General features: G+C 47.7%; 18 protein-coding genes, 2 tRNA genes and 2 pseudogenes. 9 read left to right on the top strand and 13 right to left on the bottom strand.

Annotated features, from left to right (window positions below):
* The 3 genes and pseudogenes from EAO37_RS01895 to EAO37_RS01885 all read right to left on the bottom strand — a co-directional run bounded on the left by EAO37_RS01895 (position 1) and on the right by EAO37_RS01885 (position 3,842).
* Entirely contained in the window at positions 1–1,110 is a 1,110-nt protein-coding gene (locus tag EAO37_RS01895; protein WP_120951207.1) for a pyridoxal phosphate-dependent aminotransferase family protein, read from the bottom strand.
* Positions 1,111–2,427, bottom strand: coding sequence for a methyl-accepting chemotaxis protein (locus tag EAO37_RS01890; protein WP_120951205.1), 1,317 nt, complete (start codon positions 2,425–2,427; stop codon positions 1,111–1,113).
* 57 nt (positions 2,428–2,484) lie between these two features.
* Positions 2,485–3,842: pseudogene (locus tag EAO37_RS01885) on the bottom strand (outer membrane family protein).
* 111 nt (positions 3,843–3,953) lie between these two features.
* Here EAO37_RS01885 and EAO37_RS09510 point away from each other — a divergent pair.
* From EAO37_RS09510 to EAO37_RS01865, 4 genes are all read left to right on the top strand, one after another.
* Complete coding sequence (locus EAO37_RS09510; protein WP_240451689.1) at positions 3,954–5,000, top strand: methyl-accepting chemotaxis protein; 1,047 nt, start codon at positions 3,954–3,956, stop codon at positions 4,998–5,000.
* A complete protein-coding gene (locus EAO37_RS09505) occupies positions 4,997–5,839 on the top strand; it encodes a methyl-accepting chemotaxis protein (RefSeq protein ID WP_276206399.1) in 843 nt (280 codons plus the stop codon). The genes EAO37_RS09510 and EAO37_RS09505 overlap by 4 nt, the downstream gene beginning before the upstream one ends.
* A gap of 493 nt (positions 5,840–6,332) precedes the next feature.
* Positions 6,333–6,845, top strand: a complete 513-nt coding sequence (locus tag EAO37_RS01870; protein ID WP_120946070.1) for an NAD(P)H-dependent oxidoreductase — start codon at positions 6,333–6,335, stop codon at positions 6,843–6,845.
* 100 nt (positions 6,846–6,945) lie between these two features.
* On the top strand, positions 6,946–7,395 hold the full coding sequence (locus tag EAO37_RS01865) for a cupin domain-containing protein (protein WP_120951201.1): 450 nt from the start codon (positions 6,946–6,948) through the stop codon (positions 7,393–7,395).
* A 304-nt stretch (positions 7,396–7,699) separates the two neighbouring features.
* Here the strand turns inward: EAO37_RS01865 and EAO37_RS09180 are convergent, their stop codons facing one another.
* Together EAO37_RS09180 and EAO37_RS01860 are read right to left on the bottom strand one after the other, a co-directional pair.
* Positions 7,700–7,837: a hypothetical protein gene (locus tag EAO37_RS09180; protein ID WP_162982927.1), complete on the bottom strand. Its 138-nt coding sequence runs from the start codon at positions 7,835–7,837 to the stop codon at positions 7,700–7,702.
* An 84-nt stretch (positions 7,838–7,921) separates the two neighbouring features.
* Positions 7,922–8,386, bottom strand: coding sequence for a DMT family transporter (locus EAO37_RS01860; RefSeq protein ID WP_120951199.1), 465 nt, complete (start codon positions 8,384–8,386; stop codon positions 7,922–7,924).
* A gap of 286 nt (positions 8,387–8,672) precedes the next feature.
* On the opposite strand from EAO37_RS01860, the gene selA reads away from it, so the two are divergent.
* The 5 genes from selA to EAO37_RS01835 all read left to right on the top strand — a co-directional run bounded on the left by selA (position 8,673) and on the right by EAO37_RS01835 (position 13,153).
* Complete coding sequence (gene selA / locus EAO37_RS01855) at positions 8,673–9,968, top strand: L-seryl-tRNA(Sec) selenium transferase (protein WP_120951288.1); 1,296 nt, start codon at positions 8,673–8,675, stop codon at positions 9,966–9,968.
* Between the two features lie 173 nt (positions 9,969–10,141).
* Complete coding sequence (locus EAO37_RS01850; protein WP_120943906.1) at positions 10,142–10,993, top strand: carbon-nitrogen hydrolase family protein; 852 nt, start codon at positions 10,142–10,144, stop codon at positions 10,991–10,993.
* Positions 10,994–11,005: 12 nt separating this feature from the next.
* On the top strand, positions 11,006–11,887 hold the full coding sequence (locus tag EAO37_RS01845; RefSeq protein ID WP_120951197.1) for a polysaccharide deacetylase: 882 nt from the start codon (positions 11,006–11,008) through the stop codon (positions 11,885–11,887).
* Positions 11,887–12,210 (top strand): hypothetical protein, encoded by a 324-nt coding sequence (locus EAO37_RS01840; protein ID WP_120951195.1) that lies wholly within the window; start codon positions 11,887–11,889, stop codon positions 12,208–12,210. The genes EAO37_RS01845 and EAO37_RS01840 overlap by 1 nt, the downstream gene beginning before the upstream one ends.
* On the top strand, positions 12,203–13,153 hold the full coding sequence (locus EAO37_RS01835) for a GTP-binding protein (RefSeq protein ID WP_120951193.1): 951 nt from the start codon (positions 12,203–12,205) through the stop codon (positions 13,151–13,153). Before EAO37_RS01840 ends, EAO37_RS01835 begins: the two co-directional genes overlap by 8 nt.
* 31 nt (positions 13,154–13,184) lie before the next feature.
* Here the strand turns inward: EAO37_RS01835 and EAO37_RS01830 are convergent, their stop codons facing one another.
* The 8 genes and pseudogenes from EAO37_RS01830 to EAO37_RS01795 all read right to left on the bottom strand — a co-directional run bounded on the left by EAO37_RS01830 (position 13,185) and on the right by EAO37_RS01795 (position 19,904).
* Positions 13,185–13,763 carry a DUF1104 domain-containing protein gene (locus tag EAO37_RS01830; RefSeq protein WP_120951191.1) on the bottom strand — a complete coding sequence of 193 codons (579 nt, stop codon included), beginning with the start codon at positions 13,761–13,763 and terminating at the stop codon, positions 13,185–13,187.
* 114 nt (positions 13,764–13,877) lie between these two features.
* Positions 13,878–13,964, bottom strand: a tRNA-Leu gene (locus EAO37_RS01825).
* 18 nt (positions 13,965–13,982) lie between these two features.
* Positions 13,983–14,067 (bottom strand) — tRNA-Leu (locus tag EAO37_RS01820).
* A gap of 18 nt (positions 14,068–14,085) precedes the next feature.
* The gene (locus EAO37_RS01815) at positions 14,086–14,397 is read right to left on the bottom strand and encodes a F0F1 ATP synthase subunit C (protein ID WP_120943915.1); all 312 of its coding nucleotides are present in this window, start codon (positions 14,395–14,397) and stop codon (positions 14,086–14,088) included.
* A gap of 68 nt (positions 14,398–14,465) precedes the next feature.
* Positions 14,466–16,517, bottom strand: coding sequence for a polyribonucleotide nucleotidyltransferase (locus EAO37_RS01810; protein ID WP_120951189.1), 2,052 nt, complete (start codon positions 16,515–16,517; stop codon positions 14,466–14,468).
* An 8-nt stretch (positions 16,518–16,525) separates the two neighbouring features.
* On the bottom strand, positions 16,526–17,185 hold the full coding sequence (locus EAO37_RS01805; protein WP_120943919.1) for a phosphoribosyltransferase family protein: 660 nt from the start codon (positions 17,183–17,185) through the stop codon (positions 16,526–16,528).
* Positions 17,182–19,448 (bottom strand): annotated as a pseudogene (locus EAO37_RS01800) (LPS-assembly protein LptD). The gene EAO37_RS01805 and the pseudogene EAO37_RS01800 overlap by 4 nt, the downstream one beginning before the upstream one ends.
* Entirely contained in the window at positions 19,449–19,904 is a 456-nt protein-coding gene (locus EAO37_RS01795) for an RDD family protein (RefSeq protein WP_235852889.1), read from the bottom strand.
* Between the last annotated feature and the right edge of the window lie 2 nt (positions 19,905–19,906).

Below are 19,906 nucleotides of genomic sequence, written 5' to 3'. Positions count from 1 at the left end.
TTAACCAAGACTCTTCAAAAGCGCGCACAGGGTGCTGAGGGTTTCTAAAGTGCGCTGGGGTTGTATGTTTAAAGAGATGCGCAGTAGAGGTTTTTGCGTGGTGGGAGGGCGGATAGGGGCGCATAGAAAACCCTGCTCAAGTAGGCTCGCATGCGCGTTTAACATGGCTTGGATGCGCCCAAAGGGCAGAGTTAGGATATTGCTAGGGGTGCTAAAACCCAAGATCTGCGCGCAACACGCACGCATTTTTTCTAGCATAGAGACATAGCTGGGCAAGTGGGTATAAAGGTGTTCTAAATGGGCTAAAGCCAACGCGCTATCTAGCAAGGATGGACTAGTGGTGTAGATCACACTCTTAGCGCGGTTGCATAAAAAGTCTATAATGGGCGCGCACGCCCCAATAAAAGCCCCATAACTGCCATAGGCTTTAGATAAAGTGCCTAACACGATGGTATAGGGGGTGAGCTTTAAATGGTAATAACTCAAATATCCCCCCAAATCGCGCCCTAACACCCCCAAACTATGGGCTTCATCTAGGATCAAGTAGGTTTCATATTCATGCGCTAAGGTGTAAAACTCTTTGGGGGCGACCTGCCCGTCCATGGAATATACCCCCTCAATGGCGATAAAAATGCGCCCCTTGGGGTGGTGGGCGCGGTAAGTTTTAAGTTGCGCGCGCAAATCTAGCGCATTGTTATGGGCAAAAAAGCGGGTGTTGGGCAATTTTTTGGCTAAGAATTGCCCGCTGGCGTGGTAGTGCGCGTCCATGAAGAGCATGTCATTTTTACGCACTAACGCGTCTATGAGCGCCACATTGCCTAAAAAGCCACTCCCCACCAACAAGCAAGACTCATAGCCCAAATGGGCGCGCAAACACTCCTCTAATTGGTGGTGCAGGGGGTGGTAGCCATTTAGGAGCATGGAAGCCCTAGGGGCGTGGCTAGCTAAGGGGCGCACTGTTTCAAAAGCGCGCTCTAACAAGCGCGCATGCGTGCTCAAAGCCAAATAGTCATTAGAGGCAAAGTCGTGCAGGTGATCGGGGTAAAGACGGCGCGCGCGGTGCAGACCGGCGCGTTTGAGCGCGTGCAGGCTGGATAGGTAGCGATCCAATTAATGCCCTATGTGGACCCCCTCTTTCATCTGGGTAATTTTTTGGTTGAGTTCATCGCGTTTTTCATAAAACATCTTGTCAATGGTTTGGCGCACCGCATCGGCATGGTGTTCGAGCGCACGGATTCCTTGCTCAATAGCACTCAAGGTGGCTTTACTGGGCTCTTTAAGCAGTCCAGCTAGCGCGTTGGCTTCGTCATGCACCCCATTGTGGCAGGATTCCAAAGAGCGGTAGCTGGGTGTGTTAGAGAAATGTTCTTTGCCCTCGCCTTCGTGATACCATTTGCCCAGACGGCATTCGCGCCCATTGATCACCTTAAAGCTATTGGGCGTGCCAAAGACCAAGCCATAGAGATTGCCTTTATAGACCACATGATCGACCTTAGCCAACCCGCAAAAGGCGCGGTTGTTTATATTTTCAATAGCAAATAGAGCACTATCAGCCACGATCTTATTGGCATGGGAATTGTCTTTGACACCATCAATATCGCCTTTGATGCTCTGCACAATGGTGTCGGTTTCATGGGTGTTATTTTGGATATCACTGGCTTCTTGTTGCATGGATTTGACCACCACGGCGATCTCTTTGGTGGCTTTTTGGGTTTTTTCAGCCAATTTACGCACCTCATCAGCCACCACTGCAAAGCCACGCCCATGTTCGCCCGCCCGTGCGGCTTCAATGGCGGCATTCAGGGCTAAGAGATTGGTTTGTTCGGCGATATCATCGATGAGCGAAATCACTTGGGTGATCTCACTGCTGCGCTGGTTGAGCGAATCGGCTAAGGCGATGGCGTTTTGCATTTTCTCATAAAGAGTGTCGATCTTGCCACTAGTTTCAGCGATATGATCGAGCGATTTTTGGGAGGTTTGGCTGCCACCAGTAGCCGCCTCGATCAAAGTTCCCGTGTCCTCTACCATGTTTTGTAAGGTCTGTTGCACCCCCTCTATGCCCGCTTTCATGCTATTGTAATAGAGATTGAAAATATTATTCTTGCCCAAACCCGCTAGAGGATCGCAATCCTTGCTCAAGGCAAGATACAGGGTGTCGCCGATGCGCTTGTTGGTTAGCTGGTAGGTGTGGTTGTTGAAAGCAAAAGTTTGGTTGGCTTGGCTGAGTTCATCCACCCTTTGCTCTAGACCATCTGCGCTTGCGATCGCCCCGCTTTTAAAGACAATCTTGCCCTCTTTGATCCCAATCAACCCCTCATTAGCGCCCAACTCTACAAGCTGTTGGTAGCAGTCTAGTTTTCTCTGCAAAGAGCGAATCTGCGCGTCTTTGTCCTCTGTTTGCTTGTTGCGCTCCTTGGCAAAAAACATGCAAAAGTCCTTTTTTTAATTTTATGCGCGTCATTATATATTGGTTTAACTTAATTCTTATAGCTCGTAACTCAGTGAAGTCATCAAGTAGGAGCGATCTTGGGTGGTGGGGGCGAAGTTGGGATTGGGCGCGCCAAAGTGCGCCACTTTATAGCCTTTGTGCATGAACACTTCATAGCCATTGAGGCGAATCATCGCATGGATGTGTTTGCTGATGTTATAGGTGCATGTTAAGCCCAAACTCCGGGAACTAGCGCGGGGAGAGTAGGTGAGTTTGCCTAGCAAAGCGCAACTGAGTTTTTGGTAGCTTGCCCCTATGAAGGCAAAGGGGGTTAGTGAATTGGCGTTGTAAAGATTGGTGTAAGCGTCCTCATAGGGGGTGTCGTCCGTGGCATCAAAGGGGATGGGAGAGCCATTCCAGCCTAGCTGGGCGTGGCGTTGCCAAAATTCTTATACACCCCCCAGCCAAAATTATAGTGTTCGATGTCAAAGCGTTGGCGCACCAGTAAGCTAGCCGTTTCTTGCCCTATGAGACTACCTCGGTAATAGGTGCGCGCCAAAGCCGCGCTATAAATAGGAAACCATGCATAGACACGGGTTTGAATCTTCCACTTTCCCGGACTAAAGCGCGCGCTCACATATAAGCCCGGGGCGTTGAAATTCTTAGGATAAAACCAAATAAAGGGGGTGATTTGCCAGTGTTTGGATTGCCAAGTGGTGCTAAAAGCGTGCATGCCATAATTGGTGCGTGTCCCATTGGCAAATTCGTATTGCACGGGGGCGTAAAAATCGCGGATAAATTGGATATTAGCCAAACCACGCCCATAGGTGCTAAACCAATCTAGTCTAAAATTTTTCCAGCGCACAAAAACCTCAAAACCCTGATTATAACCGCGCAAGAATAACGCCCGATCGCTCTTGTAACGCCCTAGTTTGATCCCAAATATGTCTTTGTAGCTGTAGTTTAAATAGGCGTTATAGAGAATGTAATTGCGCGCATGCACGCCATCGCCATAGCGCGAAGTGTGCCAAGGCGCGTCCATCAAATAGCCCTCCCAACGCCCCATGTAATACCAGTTGGCCGGCTGAAAACCTGCGCTAGGATCGCTTTGATCGATGAGAGTTTTGGTAGAATCGTAAGCCAACCCCCCCACTTCCCCGCCGATCCCTGCGCTGAGTTTGTGCGCACCCACGGATTTGGGCAATAAGTCCACATCAATTTGCAACGCCCCGATGGCGGTTACATAACTGCCTGTGGGGTAAATCCCCTTGTCTGAATTAATTGCTGAATTATTAAACCCGATGCGCGAGAATGAGCCCATCCGCCCCCCGATTTTATAATCTAGGGCGTGCAAACTCCCTATAGCTAATAAAGTCCCACAGCAGACTCTAAGCGCGTCCAAACAATAGCGCATGTTCTAACCCTTGAAATATTGCACTTTTAACATGTCGTTTCTTAAGCGATGATCATCTACAATGCAAGCCTATGGTTTTGGAAATATCCACTCCACATACAGGTGTTTGAGATGACTTTTAAGACGAAGCTTTTATTGGTGTTAGCGGGCTTGTTGGTGGTCGCCTTTTCTGCGGTGATTTACATCATTGACGCGTCCGCAAGCACGAACATCACTAAAACCATGCGTTACTCTTTAGACACGGCTGTAACCCTGATCTCCTCCTCCTTAGAAGAGTGGAATCGCACCACACACGCCGCGCTCGTGAGCACGGCTAAGGATTTAGAAGAGCTAGGCTTTGAGAATTTAGAGCGCATGAACGAAGTCTTAAAATTTACCCATGATGGGATGGCGGCTGAAAACGCCTATGTAACTTTGAAAGATGGGCGCACCGTTGGCACGATAAAATCTATGCCCAAAGGCTTCGATCCTAGAAAGCGCGCATGGTTTCAAGAGGCGCGCGCACAAAAGGGGGTGGTGGTTAGTGCCCCTTATAGAGATGCAATCACCAAAAAAATAGTCTTGACTTATAGTGTGGCTTTGTCTAAAAATGGGGTGTTTCAGGGGGTGCTAGGTGTCGATTTGCTGTTGGATAATTGGAATCATGTGGACAAGTTTAGCTTAATGGGGGGGCGTATCCATATTTTGGATCGCAAGGCGTTTGTTGTGCGTTCGCGCATTTTTGAAGCGGGCTCTAATTACCGCGACACGCATTCCTACAAGGGGGGGAAGGAATTGACCGATGAAATTTACGCCACTTCTTCGGGTTTTATGGAACACAACGCCAAGGGAGTGGATAAATTCTATGTCTACACCACGGTTTCCGGGCTCAATTGGAAGGTGCTAGGGGTTGTCAACAAACAAGAAGCCTTTAAAAGCCTGAGAAATTTGCAAATGACCTTGCTGATCACCGCTTTGACAGCCATTGGGATCGTCTTAGCCGTGCTTTTTGGGCTGATCCATATCCTCTTTAAACCCTTATTACAATTGCGCGATCTCATCATCGAATTGGTTTCCAAAGAGGGGGATTTAACCAAAAGGCTAACCACCAAGGGCAAGGATGAGATCGCCGTGATCTCGAAGAATATCAACGCTTTTTTGCAAAAACCCAAGGGGTGATCTCCAAGATCAAAGAACTCAGCGCGCAAAACACCAAGATCGCCAACACCTTGCAGGCTAGCTCTTCGGATGTGCAATCACACACCCAAGAAGAGACACGGCGCATTTCTCTTAGCGTGGCTAATGGCAATGAGATTGTGCATAGAATTTTAACCGGGGCTGCTAACGCCCAACACAATAACGACAATCTCGTGCAAACTGGGAACGCCCTAGAGGAAGTGCGCGCCAAAATCCAAGACTTTAGCACCAATTTAGCCAGCAATGCGCGCGTGGGTGTGGAGTTTTCTAACAAACTAGAGGAAACTTCTCAAAACACACAAAACATTAAAGAAGTGCTCACCATCATCGCCGACATCGCCGATCAAACCAATTTGCTCGCCTTGAACGCCGCCATTGAAGCCGCACGGGCGGGCGAACATGGGCGTGGCTTTGCAGTGGTGGCTGATGAGGTGCGTAAATTGGCTGAAAAAACCCAAAACAGCTTGGGCGAGATCAACGAAACGATCACCCAAGTGGTGCAAAGTGTGGGCGACATTAGCCAAAACTTACACAGCAATGCCCAAGAGATTCTCAAAACTTCTGAGCTCACTTTGAGTTTGCAAGAAATCGTGGATAACAATGTGCAAAGCATCCAAACCGTGATCAACGCCACCACTAAAGATGTAGCCGAATTTAAGGGGGTAGCAGACGCGACTAAGGTGATTGTAGAGGACATCCAAGAGATTAGCAAATTGGCTTCTTTGAATTACCAGAGTGTGCAAGATGTCTCAAAAGCCAGCTCCTCGCTCAATGACATGGCTAATGTCTTTGCTCAAGAACTAGGCAAGTTTAGGGTGTAGACTAGCCGGGCTACACAAGCCAGCGTATGCCTAGCTAATGGGGCTGTGAAGTGCCCAAATGCTAAAGACATTTGGGCTTCCTAGGCTGATGTTGCCCGTAGGGAGAGTTTGGTTCTCACTCTATGTCCCTATAGTAGGGATTTTACAGAGTTTGAGCTCCAACGCATTCCCTACAGGTCTCACACATCATATTTCCAAAGGCGTAACTTTCGACACTCCCTGCCGTAGATACGAATGTATGAGAGCATTATACCACGAATTAGTGGCATTCATCCCACCCGCTAAAGACGAGTGGGATTTCTACCGAGGAGGCTTAAATCAACACTCCACGCCCTCCGCGCCTGTATTTTCCCAAAAAGTGTTTTTGCGCGTGTTTCTAGCCCCCAATTTTTACGCAAATTGTTTATTAAGAACAGCTAGAATACCCCGTTGTTTATAAAATTGGGAGCACGGATGCCAATCTTGGTTTTGCTTTTTTCTGCAAAGGAGTAACATGCCAACCTTAGTGGTTTTAGCCCATCCTGATCTAGCCCACTCGCGGGTGAATAAAGCCCTCAAAGAGGCGATCGCCAATACAGAAGTGGAAATTAGCGATCTGTATGCGCTTTATCCGGATTTTAACATCGATGTGCAGGCCGAGCAAGCCAAGCTACTCAAAGCACAAAAGGTGGTTTTACAATTCCCTATGTTTTGGTATTCTAGCCCCCCCTTACTCAAAAAGTATTTTGACAATGTGCTAACCTATGGTTTTGCCTACGGCTCTAAGGGAGAAGCTCTAGCAGGCAAGGCTTTTGCTCTTGCAATCAGCTTGGGCGCGCGCGAGGAGGATTTGAGCGGAGAATTTAGCTTAGAGCGTATTTTAACCCCTTTCAAAGCTACCGCGCATTTTGTGCAGATGCGCTACTCTAAGCCCTTTGTCATCTACAACACAGCAAGGCTTGATGGGGTAGATTTACAAGTACAGGCACAGGCTTACCAAGCGTGGCTCAAGGGATTAGCACATTAAATGTTGGTATTCCACCCAATGTAGGGGGTAACCCTGCTAGAGTGCTTAAAAAATTAGAGTTTAAAGATGTGGGGCTTTGCCCCATCATCAAGGAAAAAATATGCAAGAAATACACAGGCAAGCGGATTTTAAACACTTTCAAGGTGCAAACGCGCATTTTAGCGGGCATGTGGAGGTTACTTTGCTCTTTACCACTAATCAATGGCGCAATTTTAGCGGCGCACTTGTCAAGTTCGCCCCCAAAGCACGCAGCGCATGGCACACCCATCCCGCGGGACAAACCTTGATTGTTACAGAAGGGGAGATTTACACCGGCACAGCTGAAGGCAAGGTGAGCGTGGCGCACAAGGGCGAGGTGATTTCTTGCCCTATAGGAGTCAAGCACTGGCATGGAGCTGGCTTACACAAGGGAGGGGCGCATTTGGCTTTAACAGGGGATAAGGAAGGGCAGAATGTCCAATGGCTTGAAAAGCTCAGCGATGCAGAATACACAGAGGCGATAAAGACACTAGCCCACAACTCTGTAACCCCCTTGCAAACATTCCCCTAAAGCATGATCCCTAAATGCTAAACACCTTGAGCCACTTTAGCTTAAATGAAGCCTACCAAACTTCTAGGCTTGAGCGAGTGGGGTGTGCTGGTCTTGGGGGTTTTAGTGGCTCTAGGCACACTCACCGCCTATAAGAGCTTTTTGACAAACGCGCTTGGAGTTGGTGCGTCTTAAAGTGGTGCGTGAGATTTTATGACACAAAAGGAGGGCTAGATTTGCACTTTTAAAGAGTTGTTAACTTTGATCTATCTCATCGCTTTAGGCGGCGCAGACAACCAAGCCAAAACCCACATACAAGGCAACATCAACCAACAACCACCAAAAGCGCATCGGCATTATCACCGCTTTGATCCCCTACATTGGCTACCCTAAAGCTTAAAGACCTTGAGTGCGCTAGATTATAGGCTCTAAGCAGGATTAAGAAATAAGGTAGCCATAGCATAGAAAGACGCTACGCCCCCTATGCTTGCCCCAAATTAAAGCAAACTTCAGTGGAAATTATGGCGTGCCCCGCGTCTCTTAAGCCTCATTTTATGCCCTTTTGGAAGAGGTCTGGATAAAAAAAGATAAAAATCCCTACAATCACCACCCCAAGCCCAATCATTTTAGATAGCCCGATCGTTTTTTGCGCTAACCCAAATGCCCCTAGGGAATCTAAAAACAACCCCATACACAACTGCCCTACGAGCAAAAAGACAATCATGGGTGCTAATCCTATTTTAGGCGCGCTGATGATTGTAGTGAATACCACAAAAGCCCCCAAGATTCCACCTATGTATTTCCACCATTCTTGATGCGCTAAGAGTTTCAGGGTTTCGCCTTGGAGCTGGTGCAACACACGGGCTAAGATCAAAAGACACAAGGTCCCCACAAAAAACGAGAAAAACGCGGCAAAGACGCGCACGCCTCCCATATCTCTAGCCAATGCGGCGTTGATAGGGGCTTGTAAGGCAAGAGCCATGCCCGCTAAGAGTGCAAAAAGATAGAACATCTTGTCTCCTTAAGAGTTTTTTCTCATATTTTACAACCATCACTTGATCGCCCATTGCCCAAAAGCTTACAAGATCACACAACATTATATCTTGGATTTGGATCATAAAAACATGCTTATGCCCAATGCTAGCACCACAACAAGATTTTTAAATCCCTAAAATGTCAAATCGCCTAAAACTTTCGTGTTAAAACGCCCGTCGCAACGCGTGTGCCATAATTCCAAAAATTCCTCTATTATTAAAACGCAAACCCTAAACCCTTACACTTGTGCTACAATGCCCCTCATGAAATCCTTACCGGCTATGCACACTCTTTTAAACGCCCCTTGTTTTGCTCAAGGCTATGATCGATCGATCTTAAAAGCTCTAGCTAATGAATTGCTAGCAGAGTGCCGACAAAATCAATTTAGCTATGAAAACTTAACCCAGTGGTGCGATGCGCTCCAAGCACGCTATTGTGCGCTTTTAGCCCCCCCTTTTAAAAAAGTCTATAACGCTACGGGGGTGTTGCTCTCCACTAATTTAGGGCGCGCGCCCTTAGAAGTTGGCGCGCTCAGGGAGTTAGAAATTTTAAGCTCTTATGTGGATTTAGAAGTGGATTTAGAGAGTGCTAGGCGTTTTGAGCGCGCTTTTCAGGCGCAAAATCTTTTGAAAGCCCTATTTAGCGCCCCGGACGCGCTGATCTTAAATAACAACGCCAGCGCGTTGGTCTTGGTGGCTAGCGCATTTGCACCCAAATCTAAGCGCAAACAGACCTTGCTCTCTTATGGGCAGTTGGTAGAAATTGGGGGGGGTTTTAGAGCCCATGAGCTCTTGGAGAGTGTAACCCATCTTAAGTTAGTGGGCAGCACCAATAAAACTTATTTGCGCGATTATAAAAATGCTTGTAATGACGCTAGCGCACTAATTGCTAGCGTGCATTGGAGTAATTTTTCTATGCAAGGCTTTGTGGCTAGTGTGCCCTCTAAATCTCTCTTTGATTTAGCCCAAGAAAGGGGTTTAATCTTTTATGAGGATTTGGGGAGTGTGCAAGGTGTGGCGCACACTAGAAAAGCCCTTAAAAGCGCGCATCTTTTGAGCTTTAGCGCGGATAAATTATTAGGGAGCGTGCAAGCCGGGATTGTGCTAGGAGAGAGAGAATATATAGAAATCTTGCGCACCCATCCGCTTTATCGCGCCTTTAGGGTGGATAAGATCACGCTATTTTTACTCACCAAGAGTTTGCAGGGCTATTTACAAGATCAAAAAACCCCTTTGCAAACTTTCTTAGAGCAAGATAAGGACGCATTGCTCAATAAGGCTTTGAAATTGCACCGCGCTTTAAGCCACATAACAGGGCTAAAAGCCTTTGTGATCCCCACACACGCGCGCGTGGGCGGGGGCGTGCAGATGCAGGATTTAGAGAGTTTTGGGGTGCAACTACAAGCTAGCATGGATGGCAAAGCCCTTTATCACGCCCTTTATAAAAGGGGCGTGGCTGGGGTGGTGCGCTCTGATTGCGTGGTGCTAGATGTCTACGCGCTGTTTGAAAAGGATATACCCGCGCTGGTGTGTTGCGTGCAAGAAGTGTTAGAGATATAACTCTCCATAATCCCATAGATTCACTAAGGCTTTAGTGCCAGTGCCCGCGCCTAGTGTGGTGGTATTGCCGGTCTATGTGTGCGCTCAGAGTCTGCAAGGTTTTAGAACAAGCCCACATTTACCTTAGCGCGTTTAAAGTGCATTAAAATAGGCTAAAACGAAAGGGCGCGGTGATGGAAAGAAAAGTCAAGGTGGCGGCGGTGCAGTTTTCTCCTCGATCTTATGAGAGGGAAACAAACCTCAAACACGCGTTAAATCTAGCACAAAAAGCCCTCTCTAGTGGGGCTAAGATCGTGTTATTGCCCGAGCTATTTGACAGTGGCTATTGCGTGGAGGATCGCGATTTAGAATTTGGGCTTGATCTTAGCGATCCCACACAACCCACTTTGGAAGGTTTAAAAGCTCTGGCTAAGGAGTATAAAGCCTACCTCATTGCTGGCAGTATCGAGCAAGAGGGAGGCGCGCTGTTTAATAGCATTTACATCGTGGGGGAAAAGGGGGTGGTGGGGAAGTACCAAAAGGTCTATCTGTGGGGCGATGAAAAACAGAGGTTTTCTAGGGGGCAGGAGTATCGCGTGTTTGAGTTGCCCTTAGGGGATTTTAGCCTCAAAGTGGGGTTGCAGATTTGCTATGAGGTGGGCTTTAGTGAGGGGAGTAGGTTTTTAGCCCTACAGGGAGCTGAACTCCTGTGTTTTTGCGCGGCGTTTTCTAAGATACGCAGTTACGCGTGGGATTTGGGGGGGCAGGCAAGAGCCTTAGAAAATGGGGTCTTTGTTTTGGCGGCTAATCGTTGTGGGAGTGAGATTTCTAAGATCAGCCATAAAGAGCTCACCTTTTGTGGGCACTCTAAGATTGTCAATCCTAAGGGGGAGATTGTGGAGCAATTAGGCGATCAAGAGGGCGTGCTGGTGGGCGTGCTGGATTTGGGCGAAATCACAGCCCAAAGGCAGAACATCCCCTATTTGAGGGATTTGGACTTGGCATTGAATCAAAAAACCTTGAAACACCTTGTGGATTTATCTTAAAAGGAGCAAAAGATGGCAAAAGAGATTTTTGTGGCGTATGGTGTAGACATTGACGCGGTGGCTGGCTGGATTGGGAGCTATGGGGGTGAAGACTCCCCTGATGACATTTCAAGGGGGATTTTTGCGGGCGAAGTGGGGGTTCCTAGGCTCTTAAATCTATTTAAAAAATACCACATCCCTGCCACTTGGTTTATCCCCGGGCACTCCATTGAAACCTTCCCTAATCAAGTTAAGATGATCGTAGAGGCCGGGCATGAGATTGGCTTGCATGGCTACTCGCATGAAAACCCTATCGCGATGACTCCCAAACAAGAAGAAGATGTCTTGCTTAAAACCATTGGGCTGATTAAAAATCTGACTGGGCAAAATCCTACCGGTTATGTCGCGCCGTGGTGGGAGTTTTCTAGCGTAACTAATGAACTGCTTTTAAAGCATGGCGTGAAATACGATCACTCTTTGATGCACCGCGATTTCACGCCCTATTATGTGCGCGTGGGCGATTCGTGGACCAAGATTGACTACAGCCTAGAGGCAAAGGATTGGATGAAGCCCTTGGTGCGTGGCACAGAAACCGATTTGGTAGAAATCCCGGGGAGTTGGTATTTGGACGATTTACCTCCCATGATGTTTATCAAAAAAGCCCCCAATAGCTTTGGTTTCATCCCCCCCCGCCATATTGAAGAACTGTGGTTAGAACAATTTGACTGGGTTTACCACGAAATGGATTATGCGGTCTTTTGCATGACCATCCATCCGGATGTGAGCGGTCGCCCCCAAGTGTTGCGCATGCATGAGCGCATTATCCAATACATTAACCGCCATAAGGGCGTGCATTGGGTCAACTTCAACACCATTGCCGATGATTTCATGCGCCGTTGTCCTAGAAAAAAATAATGTGTGTGCTGTGTGCGGATTTGAACACCACCTTGCATTGGAGCGATGTGAGCGCGCCTATGGGAGCTAACTTAGTGGTGGGGGCTTTGCAGGGGGAGCGTGTGCGCGCACGGATACAAAAACTCAAGGTGGCGAACAAAATTTTAAAATTCTATGGTTTGAAACTGCGCGTGTGGGGGAGTCAATTTCTCTTAGAGGATCAAAAGGGGCACCAAGAGCTCGTCAGAGATTTGGGCGATCTGTGCTACAAAGCCCAATCTTTAAGCCCCAAACCCCTAGACATTTTAGACCCTAAATTGCTAGATTTCTTAAGCCGTGGCTAAGATCCCTGTTAGCATTCTGACGGGTTTTTTAGGCAGTGGCAAGACCACACTTTTAGCCCAAATATTGGAGCGTTGTGCCAATCGGGCGATCGCGGTGGTGGTGAACGAATGCGGGCAAGTGGGTTTGGATACGCAGGTTTTAGCCCACCTGCGCTATGTCCCAGAGAAAATGCGTCTGTTGCAGGGGGGGTGCGTGTGTTGCGCCTACCGCCAAGATTTGATCGATTCGCTAAAAGCGTTGATTTCTGATAGTTGTATAGATCATGTGGTGGTTGAAACAAGCGGAATTGCCAACCCCGCGCCCATTCTCTTTAGTCTCTTGCACGATGTGTTTTTAAGCCAGCATTTTATCCCCCACAATGTGATCACCTGCTTAGACGGGGTGCATGGCTTCTCACATCTCAAGGACAATGTAGAAGCGCAACACCAGATCGCTACCTCTAATGTGGTGGTGATCACCAAAACAGACTTACAAGATTCATTTGCTAAACTTAGCACCTTGGTCGCTAGCACCAACCCCACCGCCACGCTTTATGATAAAGCGCGCATAGATGTCGCGTGTTTACTCCAAGAAAGCCCTACTAGCCCTATCTGTGCTACTCCCCCTCAGCACACACACCAATATTTTAGAACCCTATGTTTGGAGTTTGAAGAGCGCATAGACTGGAGTGCTTTTAGCTTGTGGCTGAGTTTCTTGCTTTATCAATACGGGGATCGCATTTTGCGCACTAAGGGCATTATTAGAACAGAGCAGGCTTGCATTGCGCTCAATGGCGTGCAACATATTATCTATCCCCCCACCCATTTAAGCCCCACCCAAGAGCACCTATCCCAATTAGTCTTTATCCTCAAGGACTTAGACCCCCAAGCTATTCATACCTCTTTAAAAACCCTCTTTAGGGCTTTAGGCGTGGCGTTCAACCCCCGCCACAGCGTAACCTGAACTCAAGCAAACGCCTACTTCGCAGGCATTTCTACTCGTGAGTGCCTTCAGATTTTTCTTTGTGTTCTTCGCTTTTGTGCTCCTCAGCCTTAGCAGGAGCCTTGCTAGCTTTGTGTTCTTCGCCCTTAGAAGCCCCCTGCGCCCCGTGTTTCATACCCTCATGCCCGTGTTTTTCGCCATGTTCTTGACCATGTTTGCTGGCATGTTTTTTGCCATGTTTGCGTGAGCAGAGCAATTCGCGTTGTTTACCCTTACACACTTCCACATCTAAGCCCATACTCATTAGCTCTTTGGGATCGTGGTCTTTTTTCTTCTCTTCTAGGGCTTCTGCTACCTCTTTACGCAAGGCTGCAAAATCTTTTGCGCTCATCTTCGCCAAGTTGGCTTTGTAAGTCTTATGCACCTGCACTTTGAAATTCATCTTGGCTTTGCCTTTTTTCTCTTTAAGGCGTTTGTAAACCTCCTCTTGGTAGTCCAGCACCTCTTCGCCACTGTGCAAAGTGCCTGCCAATTTAATGAAATCCTTATCGCTCAAGCTAGAATAATCCTCCGCATGAGCTACGCCTAATGCCAACGCTCCCATCATAACAATGCCTAGAAAACGACGCATAAATTCCCTTTCCTAAAAAGTTTAATGTAAAGACGCATCATTTTATCTTGTTTTTATTGAAATTGAGCTTAATATTTGAATAGGAATAAAATTTCAGACGGATTTTGTAAATAATGGTACCAAAAGTCGGACTCGAACCGACACGGAGTCGCCTCCACCAGATTTTGAGTCTAGCGTGTCTACCAATTCCACCATTTTGGCACAAACGCTACGCGTTCGTGGTGCACTGGGCGAGAGTCGAACTCGCACGAGTTGCCTCACCACCCCCTCAAGATGGCGTGTCTACCAATTCCACCACCAGTGCAAAACCCCCCCTTGAAACTTAAGCTAAGAACGGGTTGCTATAGACCGCGATAATGGCAAACACCAGAGTGTAGATAACTTGCGCTTCGATCATTGCCATCGCAATAAACATCGTGGTGAGAAGTTTGCCTCCCACCCCCGGGTTGCGTGCCGTGCCTGTAATGGCTGCAGCAGCGGCATTTCCCATCCCAATGGCTCCCCCGCAAGCAGCTACCCCTAAGCCCACAACCGCTCCCACGATGGAGTAGGATTTAATCATGTCCAGCCCGTTTACCTCTGCTCCAAAAGCTAGCCCAACCATACCTAAACACAAAAGCGCAAGAAACCTCATAGACAACTCCCGTTCTGAAAAATGTTGCTAGGCGCAAAACTCGATTATGGCATTTCCAAACTTAATTTTCAAGCCAAAATGACATCGATCTTGCCACTCTCATGGATGGCGCTAATTTGGCATTGTAGGCGTGTGTTCTGTGCAAAGGAATCGACGCGCAAACCGTGTTTTTGCAAACAAGACTTGTGTAAGAGCGCATCGCCTCCTCTGGGCAAGCGCACAAACACCCCAAAATCCGCGATTTTTTTAACTTCCACCTCCAACATCTCGTGCAAAAAATAGGGCTGTGTCTGGGTGAGTTCTAAAATATAAGCTTTGGCTTCTTTGGCATTTTGGGCGTGTTTGCTAGTGATCTGCACCGCCCCGCTGGATTTGTCTAAATCTATGGCTACCCCAAAGCGTTCGATGATCTCCTTGATGATCTTACCCCCCGTCCCAATGATGGTGGCGATCTTTTTGGGGGGCACGAAAAAACTCTCTAAAGCGGGCAGGGCTTGGGGATTTAACACGATTTTCTCTCGAGCCTCCTGCATGATCGCTAGAATATATTCTCTAGCTTGCTTGGCTTGGCTTAAAATATCCTCAAAGAGTTCTAATTTAAGCCCTTGAGTCTTGGTGTCCATTTGCATGGCAAGCACCCCTAACGCGCTCCCTGCGATCTTAAAATCCATATCCCCTTGCATGTCCTCTAACGCGCTGATGTCGCTCAAAATGGCATGGCGATCCCCTTGCACCACCAAGCCCATCGCCACCCCTGCGATCAAGGCGCGCACCTTCACCCCGCTAGCGCACAGGGCTAAAGACCCCCCACACACACTTGCCATAGAACTCGAGCCATTGGATTCTAAGATCTCAGACACAAGGCGGATGGTTTGGGGGGTTTCTAGGATTGATCCTTGTAAAGCGCGTTTAGCCAAATGCCCATGTCCGAGCTCACGCCGACTAGGCGCGCTCAAAGGCGCGCTCTCCCCCACACTGAAGGGCAAGAAATTGTAATCAAACATGAAGGTTTCTTTTAGGGGGGTTTTACAGTCCAAACTCTCCTGTGTCCTAGCGTCATTACTCCCGCCCAAAGTGCACACCACTAGGGCTTGGGTGTGCCCGCGGGTAAAAAGCGTGGAAGCATGGCAGTGGGGCAATAGATTGGTTTCTATACTAATAGGGCGCACCTGAGTTAAACTACGCCCATCTAGGCGCGTTTTTGTGTTGAGAATTTGGGAGCGGATAGCTTGGTGGATATAGTGTTTAAGCGCGCGTTGGACGCGCTCTAGGGCGTAGAAATGCCCGTGTTCTTGTAAAGCGTTTGCCACATACTGGGCTAGATTCAAAAAATCCGCTTCCCTCTCACTCTTAGCCATTTGCGCCATCACTTCTAAGACTTGGGTATGGAAGTGTTGTTGAATCAAGGCTTCTAGGGGGACATCTGGGCTTTGGGGCGAAGGGGGCGCAAAACTAGGGGAGTTTTTATGGGGGGTGAAATCGCGTTCAAATTGCGCGCTGGTGTGCTCGATATGCTCTTGGGCGCGCCCTAGTAGAGTTAATAACTCTGCTTCTGCTATGTCCTCTAGCGCGCACATCTCTACCATGAGCAGAGCCTCTTTAGTGCCCGAAACATAGAGATCTAAACTGCTTTGTTGTAATTGCGCAACGCTGGGGTTAATGACAATTTCACCGGTGATCTTGGCGATACGCACCGCGCTGACATTTTGATCCACTCCGATATTGGCTAAATAAAGCGCGTTAGCGGCTGCGTGCAGGGCGCACACCTGTAAATCGCTTTGCTGATCATGGCTTAGGACTAAGATCGTGATTTGTATGGGGTGGGCATAGTGTTGGGGGAATAGGGGGCGTAAACTACGATCGATGAGGCGCGAAGTCAAGGTTTCAAACTCGCTAAGTTTACCCTCGCGCTTGGTAAAACCCCCCGGGATACGCCCAATAGCATAAGCGCGCTGGCTAAATTGCACGCTTAGGGGTAAAAAATCCCCTTCTATAGGGGTTTTATCCACCATCACGCTGGCTAATAGCACGCAACCCTGATAGCTATACCAAAGCGCGCTGGTGGCTTGTTTGGCTACATAATGGAGTTTGTAGGTTTCGCCATTGCTTTGAATTGTCATAGTGCTCCTTAAGTGGGTTTCATAGAAGAATCAAAAATACGCTCGATCTGGGCTAAATCTAGCTCAAGGGGGCGTTTGTAATAATGCGCGATGCTCACAAAGTGTTCAGGATGGTAGACGCTCACCACCCCATCGCAAATGCGATTCAAACTCTCTTCTACAGATTTAGGCACAATGGGGGTTAACACCATAATGCTCTTGGCACGCTTTTCCATGCAGGTTTGGATAGCTAGCCCGGCGGTTACCCCCGTTTCGATGCCCTGATCCACAATGAAGACATTTTTGTGCGCGAGGGGCTTGAGCATATTGCCCTTGCGGAATTTATAAATTTTAGAGAGAATCTCCTCTTCATAAATGCGCTTGGCTTCCCCATAGACATAGTCCAAACTGATCTCAAAGCTTTGAATCAAATTCTCATGCATGACAATCCCCATGCTCTCACTCACCAAAGCGATCTCACACTCCCGATTCAAAGGCGCGTAAATCGAACCGCTGAAGAGGAAATCCAAATCGGTGTGTAGTTTCAAGGCGAGCGCGTAAGCAAATTGCAAGCCCTTGAGGCTGGTGGCTAGCATGATGGCGTTGTGGGTGTTAAGATGGCGCACCAGCACTTCGTTCATGAGTTTATGCAAAGCGTCTTGGTGGTCTTCAAAGAGAATCGGGCTCATTGTTTCAACTGGCGGTAGGTAATATTGGTTTTGGTGATGGGCGAGAAGTCCAACTCCAATTTGATGTAATTGTTTTCGTAGATTCTAAGGGGGTCATTGGGGTTGCTAGTCAATACAGGGCGGCGGCGATTCACAAACATCAAGCCGATCCCAAAACAACGCACTTTTTTAAAAATCCCAATATCCCAGTTCAACACGACATTGTGCGCGATGTCATAACCTATGGAGCTAGTTAGAGAGAACCATCTGAAATCGTTGCTAAAGCCGGCCTTGAGGTAGTTAGAATTGTTTTCTACAATCTTGTTGATCCCATTGTCGTTAAAGTTGGATTTAAGGTAGTAGGAAACATTGGCGTTGAGGAATTTGTAATTGTAATTGGCGTTGATAGACACCTCATCTAGGCTGTGGTAATACCAAGAGTAAAAGAGCGTGCCATAAATATTGAGTCCCTTGAGAGGAGAAAAACCCAGCTTGGTTTCCATAGGCATGCGCAAAAAAGACACCTTATCGGTGAAATCCAAGGATTGGGAGATGCGCCAGTAAAACAACTCCTCTCCATTGATTCCATAGAGGTATTGGGTGAGATTCAAATTCAGTTGTTTGTTAGGGGGATTGCGTTCGATGATGGCTGAAGGATTCCACACTGAATCGTAAATCTGCCCGCGGTAGTCATAATCGCTCAAGGTATTAGAAGTGAAATCGTTGCGCGCTTGCGCGCTGAGGACATACATTTGGTTGTTAAACAAGCCGTCTGCAAAGCTGTAGTAAGTGCCTTGTAACACGGCTTCTAATTGCACGGTGTGCAGAAGTTTATTGTATTCGCGAGCTAGATCGCTGTTTAAATATAGGGCGTAGGCACTAGAAAAGTAGTTCCCATAAGCCCTAGAAACCCCTTGAATATCGGGCACATAGCTGTTTTTCGTGTTCATGATCGCCACATTACTCAGATTGACACTATTCCACAAGCCCACAGAGAGGTATTTTTAAAGAGGGAAAATTGCACCCCTAGGGGGACTTTGATGGTGTTTTGCACATAACCATAGCCCACTTGGCGCACAATGTCATGGAATTGGTAATCTAGCGAATAGAGTAAGTGCTTCCAGCCTAGTGGGGCTAGGTATTTGTGGTATTGCAAGCTGGGCAGGGATTGGAAAGTGCGATCGTTATTGATTTTATTGAGATTGAGGAAGTATTTCAAATTAAAGCCATAGTAATGGTTATTGGTTTGGATATAGTAATTACCCCGGGACATATGGGTGGCATCGGTGATGCGTTTGTTGACTTTTTCAAAGCGCACATAGTCTAAGTCGTTCATGTAAAGAAAATCCAAATAATAGGCGTTATCTAAATTGTTTTTCAACCCAAAGTATTTTTGGAACGCCTGTCTGCTAGCGCTCTGGGTTTCAAAGCCAAAGACATTTTGGTTACGCAAATCATAGCGTTTCGTGTAGCTATTGTAGTTGCGGAAATAACGCATGTTGAAGACAAACTTGTCTTGATGGGCGTTGATCATCCTAAATTCAAAATTGAGCCCCAAGCCTCTTTTAGAGCGGATTTGGGGGGCTAGAGTCATGTCCCATGAATCCCTAGGGGCGATGTAAATGGGTTGTAAATAAATAAAACCGGCCAAATTAGAAGTGCCAAACTCTGGGTAGAGTAGCCCACTAGATCGCTTGGTGCTTGTAGAAGTGAAGGCGTAGGGGAGGTAGAGAACCGGGATATTGCCCAGATAGATTTTGGAGTTAAAGAGTGAGAGGTGGGATTTATCGGCGTTAAAACGCCCTGAGCTGGCGTTGACATGCCAGATGGGATTGTCAATGCTGCACCCAGAGGCGGTGAGGTTTTTGATGTAATACTGGTTTTGCTTGGCATGCGCGATGTCCGCGCTAATCCACATCCCGCTCACACTGTCTTGCACATAAAAGGGGAAGATGAGCTCGTATTTCTCGTTCATCTGCACTTTGATGTGTTCGGCGCGCACCAAGAGTCCCTCCCCACGGTAAATTTTGACATGCCCATCTAAAATCGCGATCTTCTTTTGGGTGTCATAAGAGACGCGATCGGCTAGAATATAGACATCGTAATTGAGCAAGATCGCATGCCCGGTGGCAGTTACGATATTATCTTTAGCGTCCACGCGATCAGCCAAGAGTTCAAAAATCTTATGGTTTTTTTTGTCAAATTTCTGCACAGCGACTTGTTGCTGTTTAGCCTGCGCGCCCACCACAAATAACCACCCTAAAAGGAATAACCACCAGCGCATTCATTTAGTCATGATAACCAAAGTCTGGGCGTGTCTGTCGTGAAACACGCGCTGGAATCTATCTCTAGCCAAGTAGATCAAGGGGCATAACAAGGCGAGTTCTTTGAGTGCGCAACGCTTGAGTCGTTGGGTCCACGGGGGGTTATCCAAGGTCTTCAAACTCACCACGCGCAAGTGGAAGACGATCTTGCCAACACTCACCCCAAAACCCCCCATGCCCAAGTGTTCGTAAAGCAAGTGCAAGAGTGTATACAACAAAAAGTAACGCAAAATCCCATGGGCGTGTAAGACAAAACCCAAACCTAAAGTATCCAACCAGTGCGTGTTGAAATCCCATGCCACCAGTCCCACTAACAACACATCCACACCATAAGCCCCCACCCTGCACCACCACGGGGGCAAGACAAGGCGTTCTTTGTAAAGCACTTCTTCTAATTTATACGACTCCAAATCCACAA

Origin of the sequence: Helicobacter sp. L8 (genome assembly GCF_003660355.1) — a bacterium.
GTDB classification, from domain to species: Bacteria; Campylobacterota; Campylobacteria; order Campylobacterales; family Helicobacteraceae; genus Helicobacter; species Helicobacter labacensis.
The sequence above is the reverse complement of the archived record's forward strand: the minus strand, read 5'-3'. Positions and strand labels throughout refer to the sequence as shown.

Excerpts from the sequence above, each read along its gene's own strand:
- EAO37_RS01890 (WP_120951205.1), bottom strand. The coding sequence starts at position 2,427 with ATGTTTTTTGCCAAGGAGCGCAACAAGCAAACAGAGGACAAAGACGCG.
- EAO37_RS09510 (WP_240451689.1), top strand. The coding sequence starts at position 3,954 with ATGACTTTTAAGACGAAGCTTTTATTGGTGTTAGCGGGCTTGTTGGTG.
- EAO37_RS01870 (WP_120946070.1), top strand. The coding sequence starts at position 6,333 with ATGCCAACCTTAGTGGTTTTAGCCCATCCTGATCTAGCCCACTCGCGG.
- EAO37_RS01865 (WP_120951201.1), top strand. The coding sequence starts at position 6,946 with ATGCAAGAAATACACAGGCAAGCGGATTTTAAACACTTTCAAGGTGCA.
- EAO37_RS09180 (WP_162982927.1), bottom strand. The coding sequence starts at position 7,837 with ATGCTATGGCTACCTTATTTCTTAATCCTGCTTAGAGCCTATAATCTA.
- EAO37_RS01860 (WP_120951199.1), bottom strand. The coding sequence starts at position 8,386 with ATGTTCTATCTTTTTGCACTCTTAGCGGGCATGGCTCTTGCCTTACAA.
- selA (WP_120951288.1), top strand. The coding sequence starts at position 8,673 with ATGAAATCCTTACCGGCTATGCACACTCTTTTAAACGCCCCTTGTTTT.
- EAO37_RS01850 (WP_120943906.1), top strand. The coding sequence starts at position 10,142 with ATGGAAAGAAAAGTCAAGGTGGCGGCGGTGCAGTTTTCTCCTCGATCT.
- EAO37_RS01845 (WP_120951197.1), top strand. The coding sequence starts at position 11,006 with ATGGCAAAAGAGATTTTTGTGGCGTATGGTGTAGACATTGACGCGGTG.
- EAO37_RS01840 (WP_120951195.1), top strand. The coding sequence starts at position 11,887 with ATGTGTGTGCTGTGTGCGGATTTGAACACCACCTTGCATTGGAGCGAT.
- EAO37_RS01830 (WP_120951191.1), bottom strand. The coding sequence starts at position 13,763 with ATGCGTCGTTTTCTAGGCATTGTTATGATGGGAGCGTTGGCATTAGGC.
- EAO37_RS01815 (WP_120943915.1), bottom strand. The coding sequence starts at position 14,397 with ATGAGGTTTCTTGCGCTTTTGTGTTTAGGTATGGTTGGGCTAGCTTTT.
- EAO37_RS01810 (WP_120951189.1), bottom strand. The coding sequence starts at position 16,517 with ATGACAATTCAAAGCAATGGCGAAACCTACAAACTCCATTATGTAGCC.
- EAO37_RS01805 (WP_120943919.1), bottom strand. The coding sequence starts at position 17,185 with ATGAGCCCGATTCTCTTTGAAGACCACCAAGACGCTTTGCATAAACTC.